Here is a 22,444-nt window from a genome sequence, read left to right as displayed (position 1 = left end):
GTCGACATAAAGAAGTCGGGCTTCTGGCCGATAATCTATCGTCGTCTTCCAAACGTCAACGATCGTTCCAGCACCGAAGCGCAAAGAGATCCATGAAATTACAAGGGTTCCACCCGTGGGCGCGTGAGCCGTGGCGCGCGTGGGGTTGGGCGTGGGTCTTACTTGCCTTCGTCTGGGTGTTCTTGGCATGGATCCCGGTCCCCGTGGCGACTCAGGCGGTTTTGGCGTGGGGCGTTGTGGTTTTGGTCGCCTGCATGCAGCCGTGGGCGCGGCACAAGCCGTTGGCGCGGTTGGTGGTACTCTGCCTTGCCGCCTGGGTGACAGCGCGCTACCTCGTTTGGCGCACCACGGAAACACTGGGTTTTCACGATCCGCTGTCGTGGGTCGCGGCGGTGCTACTGTTTGCCGCGGAACTCTACGGCATCGCGATCTACGCCTTGGGGTTGTTCGTCAATGTGTATCCCAAGGTGCGGCGGCCGGTACCGTTGCCTGCAGACCCTGCCGATTGGCCAACGGTCGATGTCTTGGTGCCCACTTACAACGAAAGTCCAGAGTTGCTCGAGACGACGTTGCTCGGCGCGCTAAACATGCGCTACGCCCCGGGAAAACTCACGGTTTATTTATTGGACGACGGTGGAACCCGGCAGCGCTGCAACGATCCGGACCCTGTGCGTGCAGCGGCGGCGCAAGAGCGGGCGCAGACCCTGCGCGCGCTTTGTCAGCGGTTGGGGGTCCAGTATTTGACCCGGGACGACAACCGCGGGGCCAAGGCGGGCGGGGATGTCCTGTTTTTTGTGTGTGGGGCGGTTTCTGAATCTGTCCTCGTGTCGTTCAGCGTGGTGCGAGGGTGAAGCGGTCGCCGTATAGTATCGCGAACTGGTTCATCGCCGATTTCCACTCCTTGCTCGCCCGCTTCCAGTCCGCGGTGATGTTGCGCAAGGCCAGCCAGATCAGCTTGGTGGCCGCCTCGTCGCTTGGGAAGTGCCCGCGGCTCTTGATGATCTTGCGTAACCGCGAATGCACGCTCTCGATGGCGTTGGTGGTGTAGATGATCCGCCGCACTTCGGGCGGGAACGCGAAGAACGGGATCACCCGGCTCCACGCCCGCCGCCAGGCCGCGACCACGGTCGGGAAGCGCTGGCCCCACGGCCCTGCCTCGAACGCGTCCAGCGCGCGCTCGGCGGCCTCCGCGCTCGGTGCGGTGTAGATCGGCTTGATCGCCGCGGCCAGCGCCTTACGGTCCTTCCAGCTCGCATAGTCGAGGCTGTTGCGGATCAGGTGCACGATGCAGGTCTGCAGGGTCGTGGCCGGAAACACCGCCTCCAGTGCCTCCGGCAGGCCCTTCAGGCCGTCGGCCACGCCGATCAGCAGGTCCGTGACCCCGCGGGTCTTGAGATCGTTGAACACCTTCATCCAGAACTTCGCGCCTTCGGTGTTCTCGATCCAAAGCCCCAGAATGTCGCGGGTCCCGTCCGGCAGCACGCCCAAGGCCAGATACACCGCCTTGTTGCGCACCACGCCGTCCTCGCGGATCTTCACCCGCAGGGCATCGAAGAACACCACCGGGTACATCGGCTCCAGCGGCCGGGCCTGCCAGGCCCCCACCTCGGCCATCACCGCGTCGGTGACGGCGCTGATGAACTCCGCTGACACCTCGATGGCGTACATCTCGGCCAGATGGCCCTGAATCTCGCGCACCGACATGCCGCGGGCATACATCGAGATGATCCGGTCGTCAAAGCCGGCAAACCGGCGCTCATGCTTCGGGATCAGCTGCGGTTCGAAGCTGCCGGCCCGGTCGCGGGGCACCTCGATCCGCAGCGGCCCGCCGTCGGTCAGCACGGTCTTGCCGCTGCGGCCGTTGCGATGGTTCCCGCAGCCGCCCTCGGGGCTGGCCAAGTGCACGCCCAGCTCAGCCCCCAAGGCGCGCTCGATCACGGCCTTCTTCAGCTTCTGGAACACGGCCTCGACGCCGGCGGCGTCCATCGGTCCGGGGATCAGCTTCTCAAGCAGCTCGTCGGGAAGAATGGCGTCCGGCTTCGCGGCGGGGGTGGTCTTCTTGCGTGGCATGGGGGCTCCTGGAAGTCGTCATGGTAGGCCCCTCACACAAAAATCCTGACACCCTCAGGCGGGCAATATCAATGCTGCTTTGCCCCGCATCCATGGCGATCTCGTGGCAGTCTTCGATGCCGACCACGTGCCAACCGTCGACTTTTTGGAGCGCACGGTGGGCGCATTCTGCGCCGATCCAAAGCTATTCTTGGTGCAAACCCCCCACTTTTTCGTCAACCCCGATCCACTGGAACACAACTGGCGGGTGTTTGGCCGTATTCCCAGCGAAAATGACATGTTCTATCACGTCATTCAGCATGGTCTGGATTCGTGGGATGCTTCGTTCTTTTGTGGTTCGGCGGCGGTGTTGCGGCGCAAAGCCTTGTTGTCGATCGGGGGGTTGCCCGGGCAATCTATCACGGAAGATGCCGAGGCTGCGCTGTTGCTGCACGCCAACGGCTGGCGCAGTGCCTACATCGATCGCCCGATGGTGGCGGGCCTGCAGCCTGAGACTTATTCTAGTTTCGTCTCCCAACGAGTGCGTTGGGCGCAGGGCATGATGCAAATCATGCTTATACACAATCCGTTGACTTTGCCGGGTTTGCGTTGGTGGCAGCGTTTGGCATATTTCAATAGTGTTTTTTTCTGGTTGTTTCCATGGGCGCGTTTGGTTTTTATGCTCGCGCCTGCCTTGTATCTGATTTTTGGTTTGCATGTCTATCAAGCCAATTTGGCACAATTTTTTTCCTATGCCCTGCCTCATCTCGCTGCCGCCCTGTTGACCAATCAGGTGCTATATGGGCGTGTGCGCTGGGCGTTTATTTCGGAGCTCTACGAGCTGGCACAGTCTTTCTACGCGGCTTCTGGTATTTGGCGTGTGTTGCGCAATCCCCGATCACCACGGTTTCTCGTGACTCCCAAGGGCGAGCAGCGAGAACAGGTTTTCATCTCTCAATTGGCGAGGCCGTTTTATGTGCTCATACTTATCGGGTTTTTGGCGCTGGGGTTTGCGGCTTGGCGTTGGATAAATGATCCGGCTGCGCGTGAAACCGTAATTATCACGGTGGCATGGCAAATTTTCAACCTGATTTTGCTCGCTGGCGTTATGGGGGTTTTGCTGGAGCGGCAGCAGCGCCGTGTCGCGCCCCGTATGCCTTCGGATGCGCGAGCGTCTTTGTGGGTGGGCAATGGTGCGCAGGTCAACGCCCGGTTCGCTGATCTTTCCGCTTCAGGCTGCCGCTTGATTTTGGATCAGTCAGTGGCTGGGCGCTATGGAGATGAGATGACGCTCGAAGTTCACGTCGATGTGTTGCAGCGGACGATCTTGATACCCACTCGGGTGGCTTGGATAAGGGGGCAGGAGATGGGATTGCATTTCGAACCTGAATCGGTTGCCATGCAGCGCGACATCGTCGCGCTCGGCTACGGCGATAGCCGACGCTGGGTAGCGTTCCGACAGCAGCGAGAGTCCCAGGAGCGTCCCATTTTGTCAGCAGCCTGGTTTCTTGTGCGTCACGGTTGGTCCGGCACAGCGGCGCATCTGTGGCAGCTGGGTCGAGAAGGCGTTCAAGGCGCGCTGCGCTTTATACTTCGCCGACAAGAACGTGGCGTTACGCCAAGGCATAGCTGAACCGATCCTGGCTCATTGAGCTTTTTCGTCTATCAAAAAAGCATTTCATGATCATGAAGAAAACAATCGCCTGGCGGTGCTGGCTCGTTGGCGTATCACTCCTAGCAGCGACGGTTGGGTGGGCGAAACCTACGGCACAACCGACGGCGGCCGTGGTCGCGGCGGCTGCGGCGGCGTCCGCACCGCGCGACGCGACGCTGCTGGCGGCACCGTTGCGCGCGTTTATGCCGAGTCCAGGGCCACTGACGTTGCGGGGCACCGACGGGCAGGCGACGGTATTCCTACCCATTGCCACGCGGCTGGAGGTGCGTCGCGCAGTGTTGCATTTGGTGGCTAAGAATTCGTTGTCTCTTCTGCAGGGGCGATCCCAGCTACAGGTGCGTCTAGGTGGGCGAGTTGTGGCTCAGGTGCCACTAGACCCGCGGTTGCCCCAATTGGAGGCGCAAATCGCATTGCCGCTGCGCGAAGTCAAGCCCGGTTACCACGCATTGACATTCGCGGTCGCGCAGCACTACACCATGGAGTGCGAAGACCCCTCTGCCCCTGAGCTGTGGACGGAGATCGACACCGAGCGATCGTGGATTCAGCTCGAAGGTGGGCTGCGCCAGTGGCAGCCGACCGTGGCCGAGTGGGGTGCAGTATTCGATAATCGCTTGTGGGGACCGCAGACACTGCTAGTGGCGACGCCTGGCGCCACCGTGACGCAACAGCTGCGCTGGGGGGGCTTGGCAGCGCAAGCGGCCGCCCTGCGGCTGGCTTACGTTCCACTGAGGGTTCGCTCTGTATTGGCCAGACCCGGCGGTGGCGACACGGGAGATCGCACCACACCCGTGCGCGTCGCCAGTGCCGAGTGGCCCGATGCCGATGCGGTGTTGATCGGCACGGCGGCATCGTTGCAGCCCCTGCTCGAGGCCAATTGGCACGCGCGTATTCGCGGTCCTTTTCTGGCGTTATGGCCTCTTCCGGAGCGCCCAGGGCGGTTTGCCCTGGTTGTCAGCGGCGCGACCGAACAGGAAGTCGATCAGGCGCTCCACGCATTGGCGCTCATGCGCACCCCGCTGCCGCGGGCGTCGGCTGCCGTCGTCTCCGCCCTGCAGTGGCCATCGTTGTCGGAGCCGCCGGGGGCGGATCGCGTGCTGCCAGGACAATCTGTCACGTTCGCGCAATTGGGCGTGCGCACGGTTCAGTGGCAAGGCCGCTTTGGTGAGTTAACCGTGCCCCTGGTTTTGCCCGCCGACCTTTATTCGCCAGATGAGTCGAGTGCTCGTCTGCGCCTGCGATTTGCGGTCGGCGCCGGTTTGCGCGAGGACTCGGTCATCAATGTCTTCGTCAATGGGCTGTTTCAAACCGCCGTTGCGCTGCGGCAGCCTGACGGCGGGTACATGCGGGATTACGCCATCTCGCTGCCGATATCCGTCTTTCGCTCCGGCCGCAACGAGTTGACGTTCGCCGTGTCCATGGTGCCCACCCGTAGCGGTCGGTGCGAATGGTTGCAAACCGACAACCTACGCTTGACGTTGTTCGATGACTCCCGTATCGAATGGCCCCAAGCGGCCCGCCTGACACAACTGCCCGATCTGGAGCTGTGGCAGCGCGCCGCGTTTCCGCACGCCAGCGTCGCGTGGGGCAGGCGTACGTCAGTCGTGGTGGCGGAACCGAAGCCCCAGGCGATGGCCGCAGCCTGGATGTTGGCGGCCAAGCTCGCCCAGGTGCAGGGATCCCCGTGGCTCGAGGCTCACTGGCAGGCGGGGCTGGACGGCCGCTGGAATCATGATCACGTTTTATTGGTGGGAGCATGGGCCGATTTGCCCCCTGACCTGCAGCCGAGTGCTTTGTTGCGCAAGGGGGGTGGTACCTGGCTGGAGGGGGTTGCCCTGAGGGCGTCGGCCGCAGGGCCGACGGTGCAGGCGACCGCGATCTGGGACGTATTGCAGGGCGGTCTGTTGGGCGAGGGAGCCTTGTTGTTGCAGACGGCGCTCCCTGGGCGTTCGGCGGGCGCGCTCACGCTACTGACGGCGGACGAGCCATCCGGGCTGCAGAATCAGACCGATGCGCTCGTCGATCCGGCGGTTTGGGGACAGTTACGCGGGGACGTCGCTTGGTGGCAGGGACGCGACGATATCTTCACGCAGTCATGGTTCGATCGATATACCGTGGGGGACGCGTCGATTTGGCAGGAGCTGAGTTTTGCACTTTGGCGCCGACCTTGGATGGGTTTGGGTGCACTGGCGTTGTTCGTGTTGGTGCTGGCGTGGGTTACGTGGAACCTGTTGCGCCGTTGGCGGGGGGCATCTTCTGCGCCTGGCGACGCGCGGATGACAACAGAGAAAGGTTGAATACCCATGGTCGTGGCGCAACGAGCCGACACGCTCTTCGATAAAGGGTGTACCCGCCGACAGGCCGCCGTTTGGACGGCTGCGGGTTTGATGGCTGCGCTTGGGGGTTTCGAGGCGCGTGCAGCCCTTGCCGGTCGGGAGTGGTCCAGTCTGTATGCCGCATGGAAAGCGGCGTTCGTACAACCCTCGGGGCGCGTCGTGGATGATGGCCAACAGGGCATCACCACATCGGAGGGTCAAGGCTACGGCATGCTGCTGGCATGGGCCGCGGGCGATCAGCAGGGGCTGGAGTCGATGTGGCAGTGGACGCGGACCCATCTGGCGGTGCGCGACGACGGTTTGCTGGCGTGGCGCTGGTCTCCCGGCGAGGGGGTGACCGACCGCAACAACGCGACCGACGGCGACTTGCTGGTGGCGTGGGGCCTGGCATTGGAGGCCCGGCATCGACCGTCGTGGCGTGAACCGGCTCGGGCGCTGGCCCAGTCGATTCGGCGTCATGCGGTGCGATCTACCAACTGGGGGACCGTTTTGCTGCCGGCTGCGCAGGGGTTCGAGACGCCGCGCGGGCTGGTCGTCAACCTTTCGTATTGGGTTTATCCCGCGTTGTTGGATCTCCCCGAGTTGGACCCTGACCCGGTCTGGGGTGAACTGATTGCCAGTGGTCACAAGCTGCTGGCGCTGGCTCGCTTCGGCACTTGGGGGCTGCCGCCGGATTGGTTGCTGCTCGTCGATCCGCTGATACCGGCGCCCGAGCGCCCAGCCCGGTACGGGTATGAAGGCGTTCGCATACCCCTCTATCTTGTTTGGGCGGGCATGGCAACGCCGCAGCGCATGCAGCCATGGCGGGATTTCTGGGCGCAGTTTCCGCGCGCGGGCTTTATGCCGGCCTGGGTCGATTTACACAACCCGTGCTTGAGTTCAGAGGCAGCCAGCCCCGGGGCTCGCTTGATCCGGGATTGGGTGGAGTCGCGCAACCCACCCGTCGTCGCCGACCGAGAGGGTTTGATACGCTCAGGGTACTACTCGGCGACGATCGGAATGCTGACTGTGGCGGCGTCCCGATGGCCGGCGGCACGAAGGCAACGGGTCGTCTCCCTCATGCGCGAAACCCATTCCCCCTTGACTCTATGAAGCGAATCCCTCGATCGCTTGCCGCCCTGCCCGACCCTATCGGGCGGCCCCGAGCCCGAGGGCCTTGTTGGCCGGTCGTCCTGGTCTGCCAGGCAGTGGTGGGAGTTGGGGCGGCGTCTGCCGAAGAGACATTGCTGTATCTGCGGCAACGACCACCGGGCAGCGTCGAGGAAGTCCGTCAGCTGCCGCCTGCCGCGGATTGGCGACGAACAGCCCAACCCCTGATCCGGCTGCAGAAGGCACCCGAACGGGCGTCACCGCCGATATTCGGCATCGACGCGCCGCCGCAGCCCCGCGAGGCGCAGGCCCCAACACCTGCGCCAACGGCGACGAGAGAAGCGCGCCGCCGCCCGCTCGCCACCGATCGGCGTGAGCCCGCACCCGGTATTCAGTTGCGCTTGGACTGGCTGCTGCAGACGTCGCCCGTTGGCGAGCGAGCGGCGCGAGCCGGGATCGACACCGACCGCGCAACGCCGTCGGCACCGCTGGAGGATGCGTTGCAGCGCAGCGAGGCGGGCGATCCGGTGCCTGATCTGTCCGAAAGGGTGAGCCAAGCAGCGCCTGATTTGTTGGCCAGCCAAGACCCCGATCGCTGGCTACGGGTGGCGTGGGCGCTGTATCGCCAGCAACACGACCGCGAGGCAGCGGATTGGTTTCGGCGAGTGCTGGCCGCGCAGCCCGAATCCCTGCCCGCCCGAGAGGGACTTTTTTACACCTGGCGACGGCTCGGATTGTGGGAGGAGGCGCTCACCGTGGCAGAGCCGGTGGCCGGTTTGGCACGCGCGCGGGCCGATCTGGCCGTGGAGCTGGCGCTGAGCGCCCGAGAGCGTGGCGAGTGGGCGCAGGCGCGCGCCTGGCTCGAGCGGGCCCAAAGCGAAGGGCGACGCGACGAGGATGTCGAGCGCCTGCTGGCCTGGACGTCGTTGCAAGGCGGGGAAGCTGCCGAGGCGGTGCAGCGGTTCGAGGCGGTGCAGCGGTTCGAGGCGCTCTTGCGGCGTCATCCAGAGGACGACGATCTGGCGCAAGGGCTGTGGCTGGCGTTGCGCGGTGACGGCTCCCACCCCGCAGACCCCCGATGGCTGGAGGAGCTGCCCGCGCTGGCACGCGTGGACCGGCGCGAGCGTGCCCGGCGCTGGCGCGATGTGGGGTTGGCCATCGATGCGGCTGCCCTAGACGAATCGGCCGACCCAGGTCTGCAAGGGCTGGCGCAGCCGCGCCTGACGCTGGCGTGGGCGCAGCAGGAGCGCTCGGGCGAGGTCGGCACGAGTCGGCTGCGAGTGCAGCGGCAGCCCTCCCTGCAATGGCAGTGGTGGGGATACGGCGCGGCATGGACGCTCACGGTCGAGCAGCAGCAGTTCGACGTGCGGGGCCCGATACCATTGTCGCGCGTGGGCAGCGCGCTCGAGAACGGATCGCCACCGGCCGTCGCGGAGCGGGGCTGGGGCTGGGAACTCCAAGGCCGCGCGTTGGGGCCACAGGGATGGCGGTTTCGCCTCGGCTCCACTGCGCACAGCGTTGATTTGCCCGCCACGTGGACGGGCGCAATCGGTTGGCGCCAGCAAACGGACGACCGCGCGTGGGAGGCGCAGGGGTTTCGCCGCGCGATACAGGAGTCGCGCCTTGCCGCCACAGGATGGCGCGATCCGGCCGGCGGCCAGCCTTGGGGGCGCGTGCTGGGACAGGGGGTGCGCATCGAGGGCAATATGGCGTGGCCGACGCCCGGGCAGCGTATCGGCGCGGAATGGCTCTGGGAGCGCCTCAGCGGCGTGAACGTCGCGTCCAACACCCATCGCTCGGTTGACTTCAGTTGGATGCACGACGGGTCTTTGCCGTCCATGCGTTGGGCCGCTGTCGGTCCCTACATCACGTTCGAGCAATACGGGCGGCGCCTGTCGGACTATCACTGGGGGCACGGGGGGTATTTCAGCCCCCAGCGCTTGCTCAGCAGTGGGATAAGAGCAGCATGGCAGACGCGAGAGCCGCACGCGTGGGTCTTGGCGGGGCAGGCACAGGTGGGATGGCAAACCCTTCGTGAAGACGCCGCACCGTGTTTTGCCTTGCCGCCGCCGATCACGCCCGGCCCGTGTGAGGGGCTGTCCGCCAGCCGGAACGCCGGTTGGACGGGCAGCTTGGCATTGCAGGGTGCGTGGCGGCTGGATCCGCGCTGGGCGCTGGTCGGCAGCGTCTTGCTCCGTTCCGCGCCGTCATACCGGGAACACAGCTGGACCCTTGGGCTGCGCTACCACTGGGCTCCCCGGGGCCCGATCGTGGGGCAAGATCTGCCCGCACCGTTGCGCTGATACGCCTGCCAGCGCAACGGCCCGGCTCAGGCCACCCCCGCCGCATGCGCCTGCTGGTCGGCGTGGTAGCTGCTGCGCACCAGCGGGCCGACGGCGGCGTGGGTAAAGCCCATCGCCGCTGCTTCTCGTTCGAACATCCGAAACGTCTCCGGGGGCACGTAGCGGCGCACCGGCAGGTGGTGCGTGCTGGGCGCCAGGTATTGCCCGATGGTGAGCATGTCCACGCCGTGGGCGCGCAGATCGCGCATGACCTGCAGGATTTCCTCGTCGGTCTCACCCAAGCCCACCATCAGGCCGCTCTTGGTCGGGATGTGCGGAAAGCGTTCCTTGAACTTGCGCAGCAGGTTCAGGCTGAACGCATAGTCCGACCCCGGGCGTGCTTGCTTGTACAGGCGCGGCACCGTCTCCAGGTTGTGGTTCATCACGTCGGGCGGCGCGGCTTGCAGAATGTCGAGCGCGCGGTCGTCGCGGCCGCGGAAGTCGGGCACCAGGATCTCGATGCGTGTCTGGGGTGAGAGCGCGCGCACGCGCTGGATACACGCCACGAAGTGCCCCGCACCGCCGTCGCGCAGGTCGTCGCGGTCCACGCTGGTGATGACGACATAGCGCAGTTGCAGGGCGGCAATGGTGCGCGCCAGGTTTTCTGGCTCGTCGGGGTCGAGCGGGTCGGGGCGGCCGTGGCCCACGTCGCAAAACGGGCAGCGGCGCGTGCATTTGTCACCCATGATCATGAACGTCGCCGTGCCTTTGCCGAAGCACTCGCCGATGTTGGGGCACGACGCTTCTTCGCACACAGTGACCAGCCGGTTGGCGCGCAGGATGTCTTTGATTTCGTAAAAGCGCGTGCTGGGGCTGCCCGCCTTGACGCGGATCCACTGCGGCTTTTTGAGCGCGGGTGCCGCCTCGACCTTGATCGGGATGCGCATCGTCTTGGCCGCGCTCTTTTGCTTGGCGCTCGGGTCGTAGGCGGTGGCGGTGGGGGTGGCGGTCGGGGTATTCATGGGGCGATTTCGGCAGGCGCGCGGCGCACTCGCTGCCGCATTCAGCAGCGCGGCGCGAGGAGCGCTTGCAGTTGTTGGGCCAGTTCCGCCTGCACGGCGGACACCGACGCGGGCACCCCAATGGTAGCAAGGTCAACCGTGCGCAGGCCCGCGTAACCGCAAGGGTTGATACGGGAAAAGGGGCTCAAGTCCATCGCCACGTTGAGCGCGACGCCGTGGTAGGTGCAGTGGCGGTGCACCTTGATGCCCAGCGCCGCGATCTTGCCCAGACCGGCGAACGGGTCCCCACCTGGTCGGGGGCCGGTCAGGGCGGCGTGCGCAAACGGATCATCCAGCCGCACGTAGATACCCGGAGCGCCCGCCACGCGGTGCCCGGTCACGCCCCACGCGGCGAGGGTGCGGATGACCGCCTCCTCCAGCCGGTGCACGTATTCCTTGACGAAGTAGCCCGCGCGGCGCAGGTCGATCAGCGGGTAGGCGACCACTTGCCCCGGGCCGTGGTACGTGACCTGCCCGCCGCGGTTGGTGGCCACCACCGGAATGTCGCCCGGGGACAGCAGGTGTTCGCGCTGGGCCGCCAGCCCCAGGGTGAAGACCGGGGGGTGTTCGCACAGCCACAGCTCATCCGGGGTGGTGGGCTGGCGTTGCGCGGTGAACGCCTGCATCGCCTCGTAGGTCGGGGCGTAGGGCACGCACCCGAGTGCGCGCACGATCACAGCACCACCCGCACCATGGGGTGGGTGGTGAGCGTGCGGTAGAGCTCGTCGAGCTGCTCGCGCGAGGTCACGCGCACCACGAGTGTCAGGCCCAGGTAGCGCCCACCGCGGCTTGCGCGCCGTTCGATGGTGGTGGCGTCGAAGTCGGGGTCGAACTGCCGTGCGACGTGCGCCATGGCCTCGGCGAAGCCCTCGGCGTGCGCGCCCATCACCTTGAGCGGGAAGTGGCAGGGGAAATCGAGCAGCGGTTTGGCGTCGTGCATGCGGTGGCGAATCGTTGGTTGGGGTTTGCCTCTATAATAAGGAGCTTTGCCAGCGTGGCCACAAGCCCAGCTGGTGCCGCGTCCGCTGTCAGGCGCACGTCATGCGAAGTGTCGATCATCGCGGGTTTGGCAGTGTCAGCGCAACGTTCCGATTCCTCTTTGGATCCCGAGTCGTCCGCAAGGGTGTCGCCCCGCAAGGCGGGATTGGCTGCGGCTAACGGGTGGGATGAGGTCGAAGATGGGGATGATGCGCTGGATTGCAAGCCCTTGACGCCCGAAGAGGCTCGTGAATGGCGCGCGCGGTACTCCGCGCCGTCGGTGTGGCGGGTGGTAGCGTGGCAGGTCGCGCTGACCGTGTTGGCGGCGGGCGTGGCTGGGGTCGGCGTGTGGGCTGGCATGGGCGGCACGTCGATGGTGGCGTCGGTGGCATACGGCGGGCTGTGTGTCGTGCTGCCGTCCGCGGCCATGGCGTGGGGCATGACATCCAGCGCGCTGACGCGTTGGCTGCAGCGTGCCGCGCCCGGTGTGGCGCGGGCGTCGCTGGCGGGTTGGTTATGGTGGGAAGGGGTCAAGGTGTTGTTGACGCTGGCCATGCTGTGGTCGGCGCCGCGCTGGATCCCGGACCTGAGCTGGCTGGGCCTGGTGGCCGGGCTGGTGGTGGTCCTCAAGTCGTACTGGCTGGCCTGGGCGGTGCGGCCAACGGCGCGAGGGCGGGCGTAAGGTTTGACGAAACTGGAATGGGATGACGAATGGCAGCAGAAGGACATGCACCGACCGCGGGTGAGTACATCCGGCATCACCTGGTTCACCTGACCAACCAGAAGCAAGGCTTCATCGTCGATTTTTCGGTGATCAACATCGACTCGGTGGTGTTTTCCGTGCTAACGGGGCTGCTGGGCGTGTGGCTGTTGTGGTTGGGCGCGCGCCGCGCCACCGCCGGGGTGCCGGGGCGCTTCCAGGCCGCGGTCGAAATCCTCGTCGAGCTCGTCGAGACGCAAGCGAAAGGTGTGATTCACAACGCCGCCAGCCGCAGGGTCATCGCGCCCATGGCGCTGACGGTGTTCGTGTGGATCTTCTTCATGAACGCCATGGACCTGCTGCCGGTGGACTTGCTGCCGGCCATCTGGCACGCCGTGGGCCCGGCGCTGGGCTACCCCGACTACCTGCGCGTGGTGCCCACCGCCGACCTGTCCACCACGCTGGGGCTGTCGGTGTCGGTGTTGTTGATGTGCCTGTACTACAACATCAAGATCAAGGGCCTGGGTGGCTGGGCGCACGAGCTGGTCACCGCGCCGTTTGGCACCAGCAAGAACCCGTTTTGGGCGCTGCTGCTGGGTGTGGTGAACTTCCTGATGCAAATGATCGAGTTCGTGGCGAAGACGGTGTCCCACGGCATGCGGTTGTTTGGCAACATGTTCGCGGGTGAGTTGGTCTTCATGCTGATCGCGCTGCTCGGTGGCTTCGCCGCGCTGTCGTTCACGGGTGGCCTGCTCTTCGTCGGACACCTGATCGCGGGCACGGTGTGGGCCATCTTCCACATCCTCGTGATCACCCTGCAGGCGTTCATCTTCATGATGCTGGCCCTGATTTATCTGGGTCAGGCGCATGATGCGCACTGACGGTTCGTTTTTCCCCTAAACCTTCCTCTCAACCTCCAAAAGGAACCATCATGGAAAACATTCTGGGTCTCGTTGCTCTGGCTTGCGGCATCATCGTCGGTCTGGGTGCCATCGGCGCGTCGATCGGCATCGCCCTGATGGGTGGCAAGTTCCTCGAGTCCTCCGCTCGTCAGCCCGAGCTGATGAACGATCTGCAGACCAAGATGTTCATTCTGGCCGGTCTGATCGACGCGGCCTTCCTGATCGGCGTGGCCATCGCGCTGCTGTTCGCGTTCGCCAACCCGTTCGCGATCTGATCGTTCTGCGGTGAGGAAGGGTGCGCTCGGGCGCGTCAAGCCCCGAGTGCACGCCGATCGAACCCGGCATCAGTCTCTCGCTGCCCACCCCGCACTCCATCCGAAAGGCGTTGCGATGAACATCAATGCAACCCTCTTTGCGCAGGCCATCGTCTTTGCGATCCTGGTGTGGTTCACGATGAAGTTCGTGTGGCCGCCGATCGCCAAGGCGCTGGACGAGCGTGCGCAAAAGATTTCCGAAGGTCTGGCCGCCGCCGAAAAGGCCAAGACCGAGCTCGCCGTGGTCAACAAGCGTGTCGAGGATGCGCTGGTGCAGTCGCGCAACGAAGCCGCGGCCCGTCTGGCCGACGCCGAGCGCCGCGCCCAGGCCACGATCGAAGAAGCCAAGGCGCGCGCGGCCGAAGAAGCCGCCAAGATCATCGCCGCGGCCAAGGCCGAGGCCGAGCAGCAAGCCGTCCAGGCGCGCGAAGCGCTGCGTGAGCAGGTGGCGCTGTTGGCCGTCAAGGGTGCCGAGCAAATCCTGCGGCGCGAGGTCGACGCGGGCGTGCATGCCGAGCTGCTGCAGCGCCTCAAGACCGAACTCTGACCCCCAACGACCCGCGCGTCCGAAGGTTGAACCATGGCCGAACTTGCCACCATTGCACGACCCTACGCCGAAGCGCTGTTCCAGGCCGCTGGCGCGCAGGCGGGCGACGCCTGTGAATGGCTCGATGAACTGGCCGCCATCGCGGCCGAGCCGGCACTCGCGGCCTTTGCCGCCGACCCCAAGGTCCGCCCGGATCAGGTGTTCGACGTCATCACGGGTGTGATGAAGGCGCCGCTGCCGGAGATCGGCCGTCGTTTTCTGCGCACCGTCATCGACAACGACCGTGTCGCGGCGCTGCCCGAGATCGCGCGTCAGTTCCGCGAGCGCGTCAACGCGCAGCGCGGCGTGGCCGATGCCACCGTCGAGAGCGCCTTCCCCATCGATGCGGCGCAGTTGGCCGAGCTGCAAGGCGTGCTCGAGCGGCGGTTTGGCCGCCAGCTGCGGCTGCACGTGCAGCTGCGCCCCGAGCTCATCGGCGGGGTGCGCGTGGTGGTGGGCGATGAAGTCCTCGACACCTCGGTCAAGGCCCGCTTGGAACACATGCGTGTGGCGCTGACGGCCTGACGGCTGGCCCAACGCCTGAAGTCGAACCTCCGAAAAGGAAAGCGTCATGCAACTCAATCCCGCTGAAATCTCCGAACTGATCAAGTCCCGCATCGAAGGGCTGGCCCCGTCGACCGACGTGCGTAACCAGGGCACCGTCGTGTCCGTGACCGATGGCATCGTGCGCATCCACGGCCTGTCGGACGCCATGCAGGGCGAAATGCTCGAGTTTCCCGCCGGCAAGGATGGCCAACCCACCTTTGGCCTGGCGCTGAACCTGGAGCGTGACTCGGTCGGCGCCGTGATCCTGGGCGAATACGAACACATCTCCGAGGGCGACACCGTCAAGTGCACCGGCCGCATTCTGGAAGTGCCGGTGGGCCCCGAGCTGATCGGCCGCGTGGTCGACGCGCTGGGCCGCCCCATCGATGGCAAGGGCCCGATCAACGCCAAGCTGACCGATGTGGTCGAAAAGGTGGCGCCGGGCGTGATCGCGCGCAAGAGCGTGGACCAGCCGGTGCAGACGGGTCTCAAGGCGATCGACTCCATGGTGCCGATCGGCCGCGGCCAGCGTGAGCTGATCATTGGTGACCGCCAGACCGGCAAGACCGCGGTGGCCATTGACACCATCATCAACCAAAAGGGCCAGAACATGGTCTGTATCTACGTCGCCATCGGTCAGAAGGCGTCGTCGATCAAGAGCGTGGTGCGGGCCCTGGAGCAGCACGGGGCGATGGACTACACCATCGTCGTGGCCGCATCCGCGTCCGAGTCGGCCGCGATGCAGTTCCTCGCGCCGTACTCGGGCTGTACGATGGGCGAATACTTCCGTGACCGCGGCCAAGACGCCCTCATCATCTATGACGACCTGTCCAAGCAGGCCGTGGCCTACCGTCAGGTGTCGCTGCTGCTGCGCCGCCCGCCGGGGCGCGAAGCCTACCCGGGCGACATCTTCTACCTGCACAGCCGCCTGCTGGAGCGCGCGGCGCGCGTCAATGCCGAGTACGTCGAGAAGTTCACCAACGGTGAAGTCAAGGGCAAGACCGGGTCGCTGACGGCGCTGCCCATCATCGAGACGCAAGCCGGTGACGTGTCGGCCTTCGTGCCCACCAACGTGATCTCGATCACCGACGGCCAGATCTTCCTCGAGACCAACCTCTTCAACAGCGGCATCCGTCCCGCGATCAACGCCGGTATCTCGGTGTCCCGCGTCGGTGGTGCGGCGCAGACCAAGCTGATCAAGTCGCTCTCGGGCGGTATTCGTACCGACTTGGCGCAGTACCGCGAACTGGCGGCGTTTGCCCAGTTTGCGTCCGACCTGGACGCGGCGACCAAGAAGCAGCTCGACCGCGGCGCGCGCGTGACCGAGCTGCTCAAGCAGCCGCAGTACAGCCCGCTGCCCATCAGCCTGATGGCCGCGTCGCTGTATGCCGCCAACAAGGGCTACCTGGACGACATCGACGTCAAGAAGGTGCTGCCGTTCGAGGCCGGGCTGCACGCGTACCTGAAGGACAAGCACGCGGCGCTGCTGGACAAGCTCGAGACGCAAAAGGCGATGGACAAGGACGCCGAGGCCGAGCTCGACGCCGCTATCCGCGCCTTCAAGCAGACCGGCACCTACTGATTCCGGGCGCAACCGGGAATCCCCCCGAAGGAGCAGCGATGGCAGCAGGCAAGGAAATACGCGGCAAGATCAAATCGGTGGAAAACACCAAGAAGATCACCAAGGCCATGGAGATGGTCGCCGCCTCCAAGATGCGCAAGGCGCAAGAGCGCATGCGCACCGCCCGGCCGTACAGCGAGAAGGTGCGCCAGATCGCGGCCAACCTCAGCCGGGCCAACCCGGAGTACGTGCACCCGTTTATGGTCGAACACCCGGATGCCACCGTCAGTGGCATGATCGTGGTGACGACCGACAAGGGCCTGTGCGGCGGCCTCAACACCAACCTGCTGCGCGCGGTGACCCATCAGTTCCGTGAGCTGCAGTCCAAGGGCCACACGGCCCAGGTGGTGGCGATCGGCAACAAAGGCTTCGGCTTTATGAACCGCATCGGCGCGCCGGTGGTCTCGCACGTCACCGGGCTGGGCGACACGCCGCACCTGGAGCGCCTGATCGGGCCGGTCAAGGTGCTGCTCGACGCCTACGCCCAGGGCAAGCTCAACGCCGTCTATCTGTGCTACACCAAGTTCATCAACACGATGAAGCAGGAGCCGGTGGTGCAGCAGCTGCTGCCCCTGACGGCGGCCGAGTTGGAGCAGGGCGGTGACGCCGCGTACGACTGGGACTACATCTACGAGCCCGACGCGCCCACCGTCATCGACGAGCTGCTCGTGCGCTACGTCGAGTCGCAGGTCTATCAGGCGGTGGCCGAGAACATGGCCTCCGAGCAGTCGGCCCGCATGGTCGCCATGAAGGCCGCCACCGACAACGCCGGCAACCTGATCAGCGAGCTCAAGCTGGTCTACAACAAGACGCGCCAGGCCAGCATCACCAAAGAGCTGTCGGAGATCGTCGCCGGTGCCGCGGCCGTCTGACGCCGTCCGCCCTCTCGTCTTTTCCCTATCGACAAGGTTTCAATCATGGCTCAAGTTCAAGGCAAGATCGTTCAGTGCATCGGCGCCGTGGTGGACGTGGAGTTTCCGCGCGACCAGATGCCCAAGGTCTACGACGCGCTGAAAATGGAAGGCTCGCCGCTGACGCTGGAAGTGCAGCAGCAGCTCGGGGACGGCGTGGTGCGCACCATTGCGCTCGGTTCGTCCGACGGCCTGCGCCGCGGCATGACCGTCTACAACACGGGCGCGCCCATCACCGTGCCGGTGGGTAAGGCAACGCTGGGGCGCATCATGGACGTGCTGGGTCAGCCGATCGACGAGCGCGGCCCCATCGACCAGTCGCTGACCAGCTCCATCCACCGCAAGGCGCCGGCCTACGACGAGCTGTCGCCCTCGACCGAGCTGCTCGAGACCGGCATCAAGGTGATCGACTTGATCTGCCCGTTCGCCAAGGGCGGGAAGGTGGGCCTGTTCGGCGGTGCCGGCGTGGGCAAGACCGTCAACATGATGGAGCTCATCAATAACATCGCCAAGGCGCACTCGGGTCTGTCGGTGTTTGCCGGTGTGGGTGAGCGTACCCGCGAGGGCAACGACTTCTACCACGAGATGATGGAGTCCAAGGTCGTCGTTGCCGACAACCTGAGCGAGTCCAAGGTGGCCATGGTGTACGGCCAGATGAACGAGCCGCCGGGCAACCGCCTGCGCGTGGCGCTGACCGGCCTGACCATCGCCGAGTCGTTCCGCGACGAAGGCCGCGACGTGTTGTTCTTCGTGGACAACATCTACCGCTACACGCTGGCCGGTACCGAAGTGTCCGCGCTGCTGGGCCGTATGCCCTCGGCCGTGGGTTATCAGCCCACGCTGGCCGAAGAAATGGGCAAGCTGCAAGAGCGCATCACCTCGACCAAGGTCGGCTCCATCACCTCGATCCAGGCCGTGTACGTGCCTGCGGACGACCTGACCGACCCGTCGCCCGCCACCACCTTCGCGCACTTGGATGCGACCGTGGTGTTGTCGCGCGACATCGCCGCGCTCGGTATCTACCCCGCGGTGGATCCGCTGGACTCCACCAGCCGTCAAGTCGACCCCAACATCGTGGGCGAAGAGCACTACACCACGACCCGCTCGGTGCAGGCCGTGCTCCAGCGCTACAAGGAACTGCGCGACATCATCGCGATTCTGGGCATGGACGAGCTGTCGCCCGAGGACAAGCTGATCGTGGCGCGCGCGCGCAAGATCCAGCGCTTTCTGTCGCAGCCGTTCCACGTGGCGGAAGTGTTCACGGGTCAGCCTGGCAAATATGTGCCGCTGAAGGAAACCATCCGCGGCTTCAAGATGATCGTCAACGGCGAATGCGACCACCTGCCGGAGCAGGCGTTTTATATGGTCGGCACCATCGACGACGCCTTCGAGAAGGCCAAGAAGCTGGCCGCCTGATCGGCCCCGCCGGGTGCGGTCGTCGCGGCCGAGTCGTCGGCGCGGCGCCCCCCGGTGATTGAACAGGAGTCGAGATGAACACGATACAGGTCGAAGTGGTCAGCGCCGAAGAGTCGATCTTCAGCGGTCCGGCCAAATTCGTCGCGCTGCCCGGCGAAGCGGGCGAGCTGGGCATCCTGCCCGGCCACGTGCCGCTGATCACGCGCATCAAGCCCGGTGCCGTGCGCATCGAGAAGGCCGACGGCGAGGAGGAGTTCGTCTTCGTCGCCGGGGGCATCCTGGAGGTGCAGCCCAAGGTCGTGACCGTGCTGTCCGACACCGCCATTCGTGGCAAGGACCTGGACGAGGCCAAGGCCAACGAGGCGCGCAAGGCGGCCGAAGAGGCGCTCAAAAACGCCAAGAGCGAGGTCGATCTGGCCAAGGCGCAGTCGGAGCTCGCCATCATGGCGGCGCAGATCGCCGCGTTGCGCAAATATCGCCAGAAGCGCTGACGCGCGCGCGATGTGGCCCACCGACTGGCCACGGCCCCCGGTGTGGCAGCACAACGGCCACTGGCAAACGATTGGTGCTGCGCTGTGGGGCCGCGCAGGCGGCTCGACTGCCGTGCGTTGGCGGCGCACGCGCTGGCTCACGCCAGACGGCGACTTCATCGACGTCGATCACGCGGTGCCCCCCGGCGCCGTGGCGCTGGTGGTGTTGTTTCATGGACTGGAGGGTTCGTCCGCGAGCCACTACGCGGGGGCGTTCGCGGCGGTGGCGACGCAGCGCGGCTGGGGCATCGCCGTGCCGCATTTTCGCGGTTGCTCGGGCGAACCGAACTGGGCCCCTCGCGCCTACCATTCTGGGGACTACGAGGAGGTGGGCTGGATGCTGGCCCGTGCCGCCCAGCAGTGGCCGATGCTGCCGCGTGTGGCCGCGGGGGTGTCGCTGGGCGGCAACGCGTTGCTGCGCTGGTTGCAAGAGGCAGGCGAGTCCGCCAAGGCCACGGTGCGCGCCGCCGCGGCGATTTCGGCGCCGCTAGACCTGGCGGCCGCGGGCGCGGCCATCGACCAGGGGTGGAACCGCCTGCTGTACGCGCGCCATTTCTTGCGCACCATGCGACGCAAGGCGCAGGAAAAAGCCGCGCGCTACCCCGGCCTGTTCGACCTGCAGCGCGCCCTGGCGGCGCGCACCTTGCGCGAATTTGACGACGCCTTCACCGCGCCGCTGCACGGCTTTCGGGGCGTGGACGATTACTGGCGCCGCGCCTCCGCCAAGCCGCACCTGCACGCGGTGCGCGTGCCGACCCTGGTGCTCAATGCCCGCAACGATCCCTTCGTGCCCGCGGCCAGCCTGCCCACGCCCCAGCAGGTGAGCGCGGACGTGCACCTATGGCAGCCCGCCCGGGGTGGTCACGTCGGCTTTGCCGAACCGATCGCACCCGGCGACTGGCGGGGCGACGTCGCGGCGCTGCCCGCGCAGGTGTTGCCGTGGCTGGCGCGGGCAGCGCAAATACCGCTGGCGTGACACAATCGCGGCGCTGAAGGCTCGGCGTCCGTGCCGGGCAGAAAGAGACGCAGCGATGGACGAGATCGTCAAAGCCGCCATGGCCAAGTGGCCCAACGTGCCGGACTGCTATGGTTGGCTCGGGTTGGACGCGCGTGGGCGTTGGTGGATGCGGGATGAAGCCGCCCAGGCGGCGGGGCCGTTCGCCGGTCCCGGGGCCACACCGGCGAGCCGCGGGGCGCAGCTGCGCCACGAAAAGCTGATTGCCTTCATCGGGCGCAACTACGCTGCGGACGAGCGCGGGTGTTGGTACTTTCAGAACGGCCCACAGCGAGTGTTCGTCGAGCTCGAACGGGCGCCGTGGGTGTGGCGCGTCAGCGCCGATGGGAAAGTCGTGAGCCACACGGGGGTCGAAACCACGATCGACGACGCGTGGCTCGACGAAGCGGGTTATCTGTATTTGGCTGGGCCGTTGGGGGTCGGGATCGTCCATAGCCAAGACATGCACCTGGCCGCCGATGCGGTCGCGTCCGGCCTTTGGAATCCGCAGCCGTGCCAGGCTGCCGAACTCGCGACGCGCTACGGCTACGTGCTCAGCCCCGCCGCCCTACGCCGCGCCAGCGCGTCGAGCGCCAGCAGATAACCGTCGACCCCAAAGCCGATGATGCTCCCCGCCGCGACCGGCGCGACCCAAGAATGGTGCCGGAACGGCTCCCTCGCGTGTACGTTGGACAGGTGGACCTCGATCACGGGCATGGGCGCCACACCCTTGATGGCGTCGTGCAGGGCGATCGAGGTGTGGGTGTAGGCCCCGGGGTTGAACACCACACCGACCGCCTGCCTATCGCGGTAGTGCTGCCCCCACGCGTGCAGGTGATCCAGCAGGACCCCTTCGTGGTTGCTCTGCACGCACTCGACCGCCACGCCCAGCCGTTCGCCATGGGCGCGGCAGCGCGCCTCCAGGTCGGCCAGCGTATCGGCCCCATACACGCTGGGTTCGCGGGCACCTAGCAGGTTCAGATTCGGCCCGTTGAGGACCAGCACGCGCGCCATGGTGAGCTACCTGCGCGAGGGGGCGCGGATGGTGCTTACTTGCCGTTGCCCGCAGGTGCTTCGGGCTCAGGGAAGTTGGCGCCAGCCTCGTTGGCCATGTAGGCCACGGCGCGGGCGATCTCAATGTCGCGGAACGCGCCACCGCCTTGCGCACCCATGGCGCCTTTGCCTTTGAGGGCCGAGTTCACCAGCGTATCGAAGCCTTGCGTGATGCGCGGCGCCCATGCGGCTTTGTCGCCAATTTTCGGTGCGCCGACCAACCCCGCGTCGTGGCAGGCCGCACACTGGGCTTTGTAGACGTCTGCACCGGCCGCCAACGGCCGGTTGGCGTCGCGCAGCTCGACCGTGCCGACTTTTTGTATCCGCTGCGCGGTTGCCAGCTCGGGGTTGACCACGCCGGCCTGCGGCTTGGCGTCGCGGGTGACGTACGACACGAGACCGATGATCAACGCCACCGGGACGACGAACGAGAAAAAGGCCGTCCACCACAGTTGCTTCGGGGTTTTGATCGGGCCAGTGTGGCTGTCGTGCGCATGCTCGCTCATGGTGTCCCTTCTAGGCAGGCGATGAGTAAACCCTTGCATTATATCGGGGTCAACGAGCCCGCGGCGGCCCTGCCCCTGCGGCATGGCCGGCCCTGCTAGAATGTGGCTTTCTTTGTGTGCGGCTGTAGCTCAGTGGATAGAGTGTTGGCCTCCGAAGCCTGTGGTCGTCCAGGCAACGCACGAAAATTTGACGACAGGTCTCAGTGCCCAACGCGGCTGTAGCTCAGTGGATAGAGTGTCGGCCTCCGAAGCCGAAGGTCGTGGGTTCGATCCCCGCCAGCCGCGCCAAATCAAGCACTTATGAGATCCCGGGATGATGTCATGCCCGAGTTTTAGACCATTGATGACGGCTTCGACGCCGATTCTGCCGCCGATCTCATCGGTCGACCGATGGTCATCTCCTCAAAAGCGACCTTGCCATGGCCCATCCGTGGCCCAGCCGTAGCCCATGGCGGCTCGATTCGCTTCCCTTCGTGACCATCGGTCTCGTGGCCCATTGAGACTGTTCCGTCGGCAACCAGCGACGTCCAGCGCGGCGCACGCCGACGAAGTCAATCGGCTTGACTGGCGTTCCCGGGCACGTGCTCGAACAGATCCCCCACGGACACGTTGAACAGGGTGCACAGGCGATCGATGGCATCCAGATCAACGCGGGTCGCTCGCTCGTAGTACAGCAACGTGACGGTGTTTCGGTTTAGGCCCGTCTGACGTGCGACATCACTGATCTTGAGCTTGCGCTCGCCCATCAAGCGCGAGAGATGGCAGCGGATCATGTTTGTCTCTGTAGAAAAGTTTCATGCAGGATAGCACAACGCTGTTGCAAACGCCAAAATCCATGCTATAATGCGATCCAGGATAGCAAAACATCATTCACGATGTCGTTTGGCTATCCTGTGCA

At 65.5% G+C, this 22,444-nt stretch carries 23 protein-coding genes and 1 tRNA gene; 17 read left to right on the top strand and 7 right to left on the bottom strand.

Annotated elements, in window-relative coordinates:
- Positions 1–203 precede the first annotated feature (203 nt).
- On the top strand, positions 204–851 hold the full coding sequence (locus ACPP3B_RS04865; RefSeq protein WP_424859891.1) for a hypothetical protein: 648 nt from the start codon (positions 204–206) through the stop codon (positions 849–851).
- Here ACPP3B_RS04865 and ACPP3B_RS04860 read toward each other — a convergent pair.
- Positions 832–2,070 carry an IS256 family transposase gene (locus ACPP3B_RS04860; RefSeq protein ID WP_132963481.1) on the bottom strand — a complete coding sequence of 413 codons (1,239 nt, stop codon included), beginning with the start codon at positions 2,068–2,070 and terminating at the stop codon, positions 832–834. The genes ACPP3B_RS04865 and ACPP3B_RS04860 overlap by 20 nt on opposite strands.
- 67 nt (positions 2,071–2,137) lie before the next feature.
- Here ACPP3B_RS04860 and ACPP3B_RS04855 point away from each other — a divergent pair, with 67 nt between their 5' ends.
- The 4 genes from ACPP3B_RS04855 (at position 2,138) to ACPP3B_RS04840 (ending at position 9,449) form a co-directional block, all read left to right on the top strand.
- Positions 2,138–3,682: a glycosyltransferase family 2 protein gene (locus ACPP3B_RS04855; protein WP_424860141.1), complete on the top strand. Its 1,545-nt coding sequence runs from the start codon at positions 2,138–2,140 to the stop codon at positions 3,680–3,682.
- 47 nt (positions 3,683–3,729) lie between these two features.
- Positions 3,730–6,018 (top strand): cellulose biosynthesis cyclic di-GMP-binding regulatory protein BcsB, encoded by a 2,289-nt coding sequence (locus ACPP3B_RS04850; protein WP_424859890.1) that lies wholly within the window; start codon positions 3,730–3,732, stop codon positions 6,016–6,018.
- A gap of 90 nt (positions 6,019–6,108) precedes the next feature.
- Positions 6,109–7,149 (top strand): glycosyl hydrolase family 8, encoded by a 1,041-nt coding sequence (locus ACPP3B_RS04845; RefSeq protein ID WP_424859889.1) that lies wholly within the window; start codon positions 6,109–6,111, stop codon positions 7,147–7,149.
- A 98-nt stretch (positions 7,150–7,247) separates the two neighbouring features.
- The gene (locus ACPP3B_RS04840) at positions 7,248–9,449 is read left to right on the top strand and encodes a cellulose synthase subunit BcsC-related outer membrane protein (protein ID WP_424859888.1); all 2,202 of its coding nucleotides are present in this window, start codon (positions 7,248–7,250) and stop codon (positions 9,447–9,449) included.
- 26 nt (positions 9,450–9,475) lie between these two features.
- Here ACPP3B_RS04840 and lipA read toward each other — a convergent pair whose 3' ends face one another.
- The 3 genes from lipA to ACPP3B_RS04825 are packed head-to-tail and all read right to left on the bottom strand — an operon-like array spanning position 9,476 to position 11,429.
- A complete protein-coding gene (lipA, locus tag ACPP3B_RS04835) occupies positions 9,476–10,450 on the bottom strand; it encodes a lipoyl synthase (RefSeq protein WP_424859887.1) in 975 nt (324 codons plus the stop codon).
- 41 nt (positions 10,451–10,491) lie between these two features.
- A complete protein-coding gene (gene lipB / locus ACPP3B_RS04830; RefSeq protein ID WP_299022102.1) occupies positions 10,492–11,115 on the bottom strand; it encodes a lipoyl(octanoyl) transferase LipB in 624 nt (207 codons plus the stop codon).
- A 47-nt stretch (positions 11,116–11,162) separates the two neighbouring features.
- Entirely contained in the window at positions 11,163–11,429 is a 267-nt protein-coding gene (locus ACPP3B_RS04825; protein ID WP_299022059.1) for a YbeD family protein, read from the bottom strand.
- A gap of 267 nt (positions 11,430–11,696) precedes the next feature.
- Between ACPP3B_RS04825 and ACPP3B_RS04820 the strand changes: the two genes are divergently transcribed.
- From ACPP3B_RS04820 to ACPP3B_RS04770, 11 genes are all read left to right on the top strand, one after another.
- Positions 11,697–12,149, top strand: coding sequence for an ATP synthase subunit I (locus ACPP3B_RS04820; protein WP_299022061.1), 453 nt, complete (start codon positions 11,697–11,699; stop codon positions 12,147–12,149).
- Positions 12,150–12,178: 29 nt separating this feature from the next.
- Positions 12,179–13,048 carry a F0F1 ATP synthase subunit A gene (gene atpB, locus ACPP3B_RS04815; RefSeq protein WP_299022064.1) on the top strand — a complete coding sequence of 290 codons (870 nt, stop codon included), beginning with the start codon at positions 12,179–12,181 and terminating at the stop codon, positions 13,046–13,048.
- A gap of 50 nt (positions 13,049–13,098) precedes the next feature.
- Positions 13,099–13,344, top strand: coding sequence for a F0F1 ATP synthase subunit C (gene atpE, locus ACPP3B_RS04810; protein WP_043702567.1), 246 nt, complete (start codon positions 13,099–13,101; stop codon positions 13,342–13,344).
- A gap of 115 nt (positions 13,345–13,459) precedes the next feature.
- Positions 13,460–13,930 (top strand): F0F1 ATP synthase subunit B, encoded by a 471-nt coding sequence (locus ACPP3B_RS04805; RefSeq protein ID WP_299022075.1) that lies wholly within the window; start codon positions 13,460–13,462, stop codon positions 13,928–13,930.
- Between the two features lie 33 nt (positions 13,931–13,963).
- On the top strand, positions 13,964–14,494 hold the full coding sequence (locus ACPP3B_RS04800; protein ID WP_299022077.1) for a F0F1 ATP synthase subunit delta: 531 nt from the start codon (positions 13,964–13,966) through the stop codon (positions 14,492–14,494).
- Positions 14,495–14,540: 46 nt separating this feature from the next.
- Positions 14,541–16,097: a F0F1 ATP synthase subunit alpha gene (atpA, locus tag ACPP3B_RS04795; protein ID WP_314226901.1), complete on the top strand. Its 1,557-nt coding sequence runs from the start codon at positions 14,541–14,543 to the stop codon at positions 16,095–16,097.
- Positions 16,098–16,135: 38 nt separating this feature from the next.
- Positions 16,136–17,008 (top strand): F0F1 ATP synthase subunit gamma, encoded by an 873-nt coding sequence (atpG, locus tag ACPP3B_RS04790; RefSeq protein WP_299022082.1) that lies wholly within the window; start codon positions 16,136–16,138, stop codon positions 17,006–17,008.
- Between the two features lie 45 nt (positions 17,009–17,053).
- A complete protein-coding gene (atpD, locus tag ACPP3B_RS04785; protein WP_299022085.1) occupies positions 17,054–18,463 on the top strand; it encodes a F0F1 ATP synthase subunit beta in 1,410 nt (469 codons plus the stop codon).
- 74 nt (positions 18,464–18,537) lie between these two features.
- The gene (locus tag ACPP3B_RS04780) at positions 18,538–18,954 is read left to right on the top strand and encodes a F0F1 ATP synthase subunit epsilon (RefSeq protein ID WP_299022088.1); all 417 of its coding nucleotides are present in this window, start codon (positions 18,538–18,540) and stop codon (positions 18,952–18,954) included.
- Positions 18,955–18,964: 10 nt separating this feature from the next.
- Complete coding sequence (locus ACPP3B_RS04775; protein ID WP_424859886.1) at positions 18,965–19,969, top strand: YheT family hydrolase; 1,005 nt, start codon at positions 18,965–18,967, stop codon at positions 19,967–19,969.
- 55 nt (positions 19,970–20,024) lie between these two features.
- Positions 20,025–20,591: a DUF2946 family protein gene (locus tag ACPP3B_RS04770; RefSeq protein ID WP_299022094.1), complete on the top strand. Its 567-nt coding sequence runs from the start codon at positions 20,025–20,027 to the stop codon at positions 20,589–20,591.
- Here ACPP3B_RS04770 and aroQ read toward each other — a convergent pair.
- Together aroQ and ACPP3B_RS04760 are read right to left on the bottom strand one after the other, a co-directional pair.
- A complete protein-coding gene (gene aroQ / locus ACPP3B_RS04765; RefSeq protein ID WP_424859885.1) occupies positions 20,534–21,001 on the bottom strand; it encodes a type II 3-dehydroquinate dehydratase in 468 nt (155 codons plus the stop codon). The two genes, ACPP3B_RS04770 and aroQ, sit on opposite strands and share 58 nt — an antisense overlap.
- Positions 21,002–21,036: 35 nt before the next feature.
- Positions 21,037–21,546, bottom strand: coding sequence for a c-type cytochrome (locus tag ACPP3B_RS04760; protein WP_424859884.1), 510 nt, complete (start codon positions 21,544–21,546; stop codon positions 21,037–21,039).
- 212 nt (positions 21,547–21,758) lie between these two features.
- On the opposite strand from ACPP3B_RS04760, the gene ACPP3B_RS04755 reads away from it, so the two are divergent.
- Positions 21,759–21,834, top strand: a tRNA-Arg gene (locus ACPP3B_RS04755).
- Positions 21,835–22,097: 263 nt separating this feature from the next.
- Here ACPP3B_RS04755 and ACPP3B_RS04750 read toward each other — a convergent pair.
- Positions 22,098–22,319, bottom strand: coding sequence for a helix-turn-helix domain-containing protein (locus ACPP3B_RS04750; RefSeq protein ID WP_144326362.1), 222 nt, complete (start codon positions 22,317–22,319; stop codon positions 22,098–22,100).
- Positions 22,320–22,444: the final 125 nt, after the last annotated feature.

This window comes from Tepidimonas sp. HKU77 (assembly GCF_049728535.1).
Lineage (GTDB): Bacteria > Pseudomonadota > Gammaproteobacteria > Burkholderiales > Burkholderiaceae_C > Tepidimonas.
The sequence above is the reverse complement of the archived record's forward strand: the minus strand, read 5'-3'. Positions and strand labels throughout refer to the sequence as shown.

Coding starts and splice junctions, on each gene's coding strand:
- ACPP3B_RS04845 (WP_424859889.1), top strand. CDS start 6,109: ATGGCTGCGCTTGGGGGTTTCGAGGCGCGTGCAGCCCTTGCCGGTCGG.
- lipA (WP_424859887.1), bottom strand. CDS start 10,450: ATGAATACCCCGACCGCCACCCCCACCGCCACCGCCTACGACCCGAGC.
- atpA (WP_314226901.1), top strand. CDS start 14,541: ATGCAACTCAATCCCGCTGAAATCTCCGAACTGATCAAGTCCCGCATC.
- ACPP3B_RS04860 (WP_132963481.1), bottom strand. CDS start 2,070: ATGCCACGCAAGAAGACCACCCCCGCCGCGAAGCCGGACGCCATTCTT.
- atpB (WP_299022064.1), top strand. CDS start 12,179: ATGGCAGCAGAAGGACATGCACCGACCGCGGGTGAGTACATCCGGCAT.
- atpG (WP_299022082.1), top strand. CDS start 16,136: ATGGCAGCAGGCAAGGAAATACGCGGCAAGATCAAATCGGTGGAAAAC.
- ACPP3B_RS04805 (WP_299022075.1), top strand. CDS start 13,460: ATGAACATCAATGCAACCCTCTTTGCGCAGGCCATCGTCTTTGCGATC.
- ACPP3B_RS04760 (WP_424859884.1), bottom strand. CDS start 21,546: ATGAGCGAGCATGCGCACGACAGCCACACTGGCCCGATCAAAACCCCG.
- atpD (WP_299022085.1), top strand. CDS start 17,054: ATGGCTCAAGTTCAAGGCAAGATCGTTCAGTGCATCGGCGCCGTGGTG.
- lipB (WP_299022102.1), bottom strand. CDS start 11,115: ATGCAGGCGTTCACCGCGCAACGCCAGCCCACCACCCCGGATGAGCTG.
- ACPP3B_RS04825 (WP_299022059.1), bottom strand. CDS start 11,429: ATGCACGACGCCAAACCGCTGCTCGATTTCCCCTGCCACTTCCCGCTC.
- ACPP3B_RS04775 (WP_424859886.1), top strand. CDS start 18,965: ATGTGGCCCACCGACTGGCCACGGCCCCCGGTGTGGCAGCACAACGGC.
- ACPP3B_RS04800 (WP_299022077.1), top strand. CDS start 13,964: ATGGCCGAACTTGCCACCATTGCACGACCCTACGCCGAAGCGCTGTTC.
- atpE (WP_043702567.1), top strand. CDS start 13,099: ATGGAAAACATTCTGGGTCTCGTTGCTCTGGCTTGCGGCATCATCGTC.
- aroQ (WP_424859885.1), bottom strand. CDS start 21,001: ATGGCGCGCGTGCTGGTCCTCAACGGGCCGAATCTGAACCTGCTAGGT.
- ACPP3B_RS04780 (WP_299022088.1), top strand. CDS start 18,538: ATGAACACGATACAGGTCGAAGTGGTCAGCGCCGAAGAGTCGATCTTC.
- ACPP3B_RS04850 (WP_424859890.1), top strand. CDS start 3,730: ATGATCATGAAGAAAACAATCGCCTGGCGGTGCTGGCTCGTTGGCGTA.
- ACPP3B_RS04770 (WP_299022094.1), top strand. CDS start 20,025: ATGGACGAGATCGTCAAAGCCGCCATGGCCAAGTGGCCCAACGTGCCG.
- ACPP3B_RS04750 (WP_144326362.1), bottom strand. CDS start 22,319: ATGATCCGCTGCCATCTCTCGCGCTTGATGGGCGAGCGCAAGCTCAAG.